This window comes from Fulvivirga lutimaris, assembly GCF_009711525.1.
Lineage (GTDB): Bacteria > Bacteroidota > Bacteroidia > Cytophagales > Cyclobacteriaceae > Fulvivirga > Fulvivirga lutimaris.
The window spans coordinates 1-4499 of sequence record NZ_SMLV01000185.1 but is presented as its reverse complement, the minus strand read 5'-3'; the positions used below and the strand labels follow the sequence as shown (position 1 = coordinate 4499).

The 4499-nt window shown below is 38.9% G+C and carries 7 protein-coding genes; 5 read left to right on the top strand and 2 right to left on the bottom strand.

The window, feature by feature from the left end; genetic code table 11:
* A partial coding sequence (locus E1140_RS01645) for a GNAT family N-acetyltransferase (RefSeq protein WP_185153365.1) occupies window positions 1-507 on the bottom strand: 507 nt, incomplete at its 3' end.
* Window positions 507-1187, bottom strand: coding sequence for a Crp/Fnr family transcriptional regulator (locus tag E1140_RS01640; protein ID WP_155178367.1), 681 nt, complete (start codon window positions 1185-1187; stop codon window positions 507-509). The genes E1140_RS01640 and E1140_RS01645, both read right to left, overlap by 1 nt.
* Window positions 1188-1263: 76 nt before the next feature.
* On the opposite strand from E1140_RS01640, the gene E1140_RS01635 reads away from it, so the two are divergent.
* The 5 genes from E1140_RS01635 to E1140_RS01615 all read left to right on the top strand — a co-directional run bounded on the left by E1140_RS01635 (window position 1264) and on the right by E1140_RS01615 (window position 4417).
* A complete protein-coding gene (locus E1140_RS01635; RefSeq protein WP_155178365.1) occupies window positions 1264-2091 on the top strand; it encodes an MOSC domain-containing protein in 828 nt (275 codons plus the stop codon).
* Between the two features lie 26 nt (window positions 2092-2117).
* Window positions 2118-2654, top strand: a complete 537-nt coding sequence (locus E1140_RS01630) for a CopD family protein (RefSeq protein ID WP_155178363.1) — start codon at window positions 2118-2120, stop codon at window positions 2652-2654.
* Window positions 2651-3277: an SCO family protein gene (locus tag E1140_RS01625; protein WP_155178361.1), complete on the top strand. Its 627-nt coding sequence runs from the start codon at window positions 2651-2653 to the stop codon at window positions 3275-3277. The genes E1140_RS01630 and E1140_RS01625 overlap by 4 nt, the downstream gene beginning before the upstream one ends.
* Window positions 3267-3713: a c-type cytochrome gene (locus tag E1140_RS01620; RefSeq protein WP_155178359.1), complete on the top strand. Its 447-nt coding sequence runs from the start codon at window positions 3267-3269 to the stop codon at window positions 3711-3713. The genes E1140_RS01625 and E1140_RS01620 overlap by 11 nt, the downstream gene beginning before the upstream one ends.
* 62 nt (window positions 3714-3775) lie before the next feature.
* Window positions 3776-4417, top strand: coding sequence for a hypothetical protein (locus E1140_RS01615; protein ID WP_155178357.1), 642 nt, complete (start codon window positions 3776-3778; stop codon window positions 4415-4417).
* Window positions 4418-4499 lie beyond the last annotated feature (82 nt).

Genomic DNA, 4499 nt, shown 5'->3' with positions numbered 1-4499 from the left:
AGCATATTCATGATTATCAGACCAGCCAGATTTTAAGGGAAGGGCCTGCCTTCTGGTTCCTTCTTTCTGCATTCCTGCTTTTTCTAAAACTCTGGCTGAAGCAATATTTTCGACAGCACACCCCGCCTCAATTCGATGTAATTTTAACTCATGAAAACCAAATTTAAGAACAGCAGAGAGTGCCTCGCTGGCAATGCCTTTTCCCCAGAAATCTGGTAGTAGCTTAAACCATACCTCACCGGCTTGAAATTTAGTTGCACCTAATTTTAGAGCGATATAACCTGTGAATTGGGCTTCTTCTATAAGTTCAATATTAAATGTGAAATAACTGCCTGCTTCCTGATCTTTCAATAAGTCGTCAAGTATCCTTTTGCTGGCTTCTATATCTTCAGGAATCCCAAGCGTATTGAAGTGATCTACCTCTGCAATGGAATGTAGTTTATGAAAATCATCAATGTCATTTTGATTGATGAGTCTGAGTTTTAATCTTTTTGTTTCTAATCCCACTATTTGAGTTGTTCGAGATCTCTGATAAGTATTTTTCTTCTATCAAAATTAATCAGATTGGCCTCTTTTAATTCATTAAGAATGGTGGTAACAGTTTGCCTTGACGTACCTGTAAGGTTAGCAATATCTTTGTGAGTCAACTTGGTTGGTATCATGGTTTCAAAGCCTACTTTTTTACCTTTCCATTCTGCTGCATCTTTCAGAAATTCTATGATTCTGGTACGGGCGTCTTTGAAAACCAGGGACTCTATTTTTCGCTCCAGCTTTCTTATTCTTAAACCTATCAGCTTATAAATTTTAAAGCTCAGCTCTTTATCATCTGCCATAAGGCCTCGCATTTCATCAATGCTTACCGGGCAGACGCTAGTATTCTCATCCATGGCCTGAGCGTAGTCACTTCTGGTTTCTTCACCAGTAAGTGCCAGCTCACCAAATATCTCACCGGCTCCCAATATGGCCTTTACCACTTCCTTCCCATCTTCCGTAGAATGCCCAAGCTTAACCCTGCCATCAGCAATCATATAAATGTACTTGGCCTTGTCGTTTGGGAAATATATAAAGTCATTCTTTTTGTAGTTGGTGAAGGTGTGCGTGTTGTGCATGGCCTTTGTTTTGTGAGGGCAAAGCACATTGAATAGATCTACATCTTCGAAGTACCACAGCTTGGACGTTTCACTCATAGTTTTAATTTGTAGGTATTTACCTGTAAATGAATTTAGATAATAATCTTAAGTTAGTAAAGATAGTTCCATAACAATGAAGAATAAGCAGCTAACAGATATCATTATTTATCCCATTAAGTCGTTGGGAGGCATACACTTAACTAACGTAAAACTCACCCAAAGAGGATTGCAACATGACAGAAGATGGATGCTGGTGAATGATAGGAACCACTTTTTGACCATTAGGCAACATCCTGAGTTTTTGCATTTTGAGCTCAGTCAGGAGGATGATGGATTTGTAATTACTCATCGTATTAAAAAAACTACTTTAAAAATTCCTTTTACGATATCATCAGGAAATACGGTAGAAGTAAAGATCTGGGATGATATGGTGGAGGCTTTGGAGGCAGAAGAGAAGTATCATGTGTGGTTTTCTGAGCAGCTAGGACAAAACTGCAAATTGGTCTACATACCGGAGGAGGCACCGAGAAGGGTAGAGGCAGATTGGGTAAAGGAAGAACATCATGTGAGTTTTGCAGATGCTTATCCCTACTTGATTGTTGGAGAAAGCACCTTGGCCGATCTTAATAGCAAGCTGGAAGAAAAAATAACCATGCAGCGTTTCAGACCTAATCTCGTTTTTAATGGTGGTGAGGCTTATGAAGAGTATGTATGGAAAGATATAGCTATAGGCAATGGCCTTATGCAGTGCATAAAGCCCTGTACCCGGTGTATAGTTACTACTATGGATCCGGAAACTACAAAGGCTGGTAAGGAGCCCTTAAAAACATTATTTAAACAGAAAATTAATGATAAAATGGTGTTTGGTGAGAATGCTATTGCCATGAATGATGCTGAAATAGCAATATGCGATGAAATTGTGGTAAAAACCACAAAACAATCACCCTATGAGCCTATTTAATTTCTGCTGATGATTATCTTTGACGCATGACTGCAGCTTACCTAAAAGCACTTCATTTAATTTTTATCGTTACATGGTTTGCCGGACTATTTTATATCGTCAGGATATTTATCTATCAGACCGAGGCGAATGAAAAGCCAGAGCCAGATCGCTCTATTTTGATTAAAGAATACAAGAAGAATGGAAGGTTGCTTTGGATGGGCATTACCTGGCCATCTGCAATTCTAACTTTAATATTTGGCACTTCACTGCTAATGCAATACCCAGGCTATTTGAATCAGGGATTTATGCATATTAAGCTTACTATGGTATTCTTGCTATATGTGTATCAATTTTCTTGTCAGTATATCTACAAGCTGATGCAGCGTGATGAATACAGGTATAAGTCCATACAACTAAGGATCTGGAACGAAGTAGCCACTATACTGTTAGTAGGTATTGTATTTATTATTGTGCTAAAAAGTGCACTAAGCCTGGTTTGGGGAGTGATAGGGATAATTTTGTTTAGTGTTATTTTAATGATGGCCATCCGTTTATATAAAAAACTGAGAGAGAAGAAATGAGAGTAATTATTGTATTGTACCTTGTCTTGTTTGTTGCGATTACTGCATGTGATCAGCAGCCTAAAGAAGAGAAATTGAAAATTTATGGTAGATCAGAAGTCTCTGATGCAGGTGACACCATTTATCACAAGATTGCAGATTTTAAATTTGTAGATCAGGATAGCGCCTGGGTTACCCCAGAAACTTTTGAAGGCAAAGTCTATGTCGCGGACTTTTTCTTTACTTCATGCCCCACCATTTGCCCTATTATGAAAACTCAAATGTTACGGGTTTATGATAAGTATGAGACCAATCCTGAAGTGATGATTTTATCACACTCCATTGACCCTAAACATGATACCGTGGCGGTGCTTAAGGAGTTTGCTGAGCGATTAGGGGTAAAATCTGATAAGTGGCATTTCATAACTGGTGAAAAGGATGATATATTTAAACTTGGTCAGACCAGCTATATGGTTGCCGCTACTGAAGATGGCTCTGAGCCTGGAGGCTATGTGCATAGTGGAGCATTTATTTTGGTTGATAAGGAGCGCAGAATTCGTGGATTTTATGACGGCACAGTGGCCGAGCAGGTTGATAAACTAATGACTGACATTGATAAATTGTTGAAGGAATATGAAAAGTAAACTGATATTTATACTGGCACTGGCATGTGCCTGCACGGGAAAAACTAATAACAGCGAGAGTGGTGAAGAAACCACACACTCTGAAGATGTGAAAATGGAGCAGTACCTTGTTGAGGGACAAAAACTTTATGGCATCCACTGTGCCAATTGTCATCAGGTTAAAGGCGAGGGACTGGCGCAACTATTCCCACCATTGGCAAAGTCTGATTACTTACTGCAAAATGTAGATGCTTCTATCTGTGGAGTGAAGAATGGTATGTCTGGTGAGATTACTGTAAACGGCACTACCTACAACCAGCCTATGCCGGGCATTCCACAGTTGACCAATCTGGAACTTGCTGAAATCTTTACCTATGTAACCAACAGCTGGGGCAATAACAATGGTATGATTACCACTGAAAGGGTCGAGGCTACTTTGAAGGAGTGTGGGGAGTAAATAGTTGAAAAATGCGGATATTCACTATTGTTCATTTCAGGTTTATATAACCAATTGTCTTAATGAGTAACAAAAGCAAGAATCATAACAAGAAATGGCTAATCTCAAGACTCAAAACCTCTGGGAGCAAAAGAAGATATATCATCGATGGAGATTATGCAGATGAACGCAACTCTAAGAAACGGAAGGATTGGTACAACTTGCCGAACATAGAAGGATTTGGCAAAAGTTCCAAGTTCTATAATAATAAGGTTAATTACGGATTACTAGTAAGATTTCTTCGGGGTAAAGTCGGGCAAGATTGGAATGCTGTTCATTCTGAAATAATGGACCGAATTCCATCTGATCTTTCCGAATATAAAGAATGTGTTGAATGGTTCGTTTCAGATTCGGTAGAACATCAAGAGCTAGGCCTTTGGGATAAAAGAGATCAAAAGTTTATACGAACTGCTGAAACAGACAAAAGCCTTATGAGGAGTGAATACTCATATAAGGAATTTTATGTTGACCCAGAAACAAACCTACTTTGTAGAGTAGCGGATGAACCCTCGAATAGACAAACGAAAGGGATGAGCAGCGATGAACTTCGTGAATTCAGAGAGTCTGAGAAAAAATCAAGCTTAAAGTCTCGAAAAGAAAAGAGGACACAACAGTTCGAATCTGAAGAAATAGCTAAAGAAGTGCTAAAAGAACATAAAACATGACTGGCTCTAACATATGATCATTTCAGATGACCCTATCTAGCGCAAGCAAATAATAAAAAACTGGTTCAAGTGTCTCACTTGG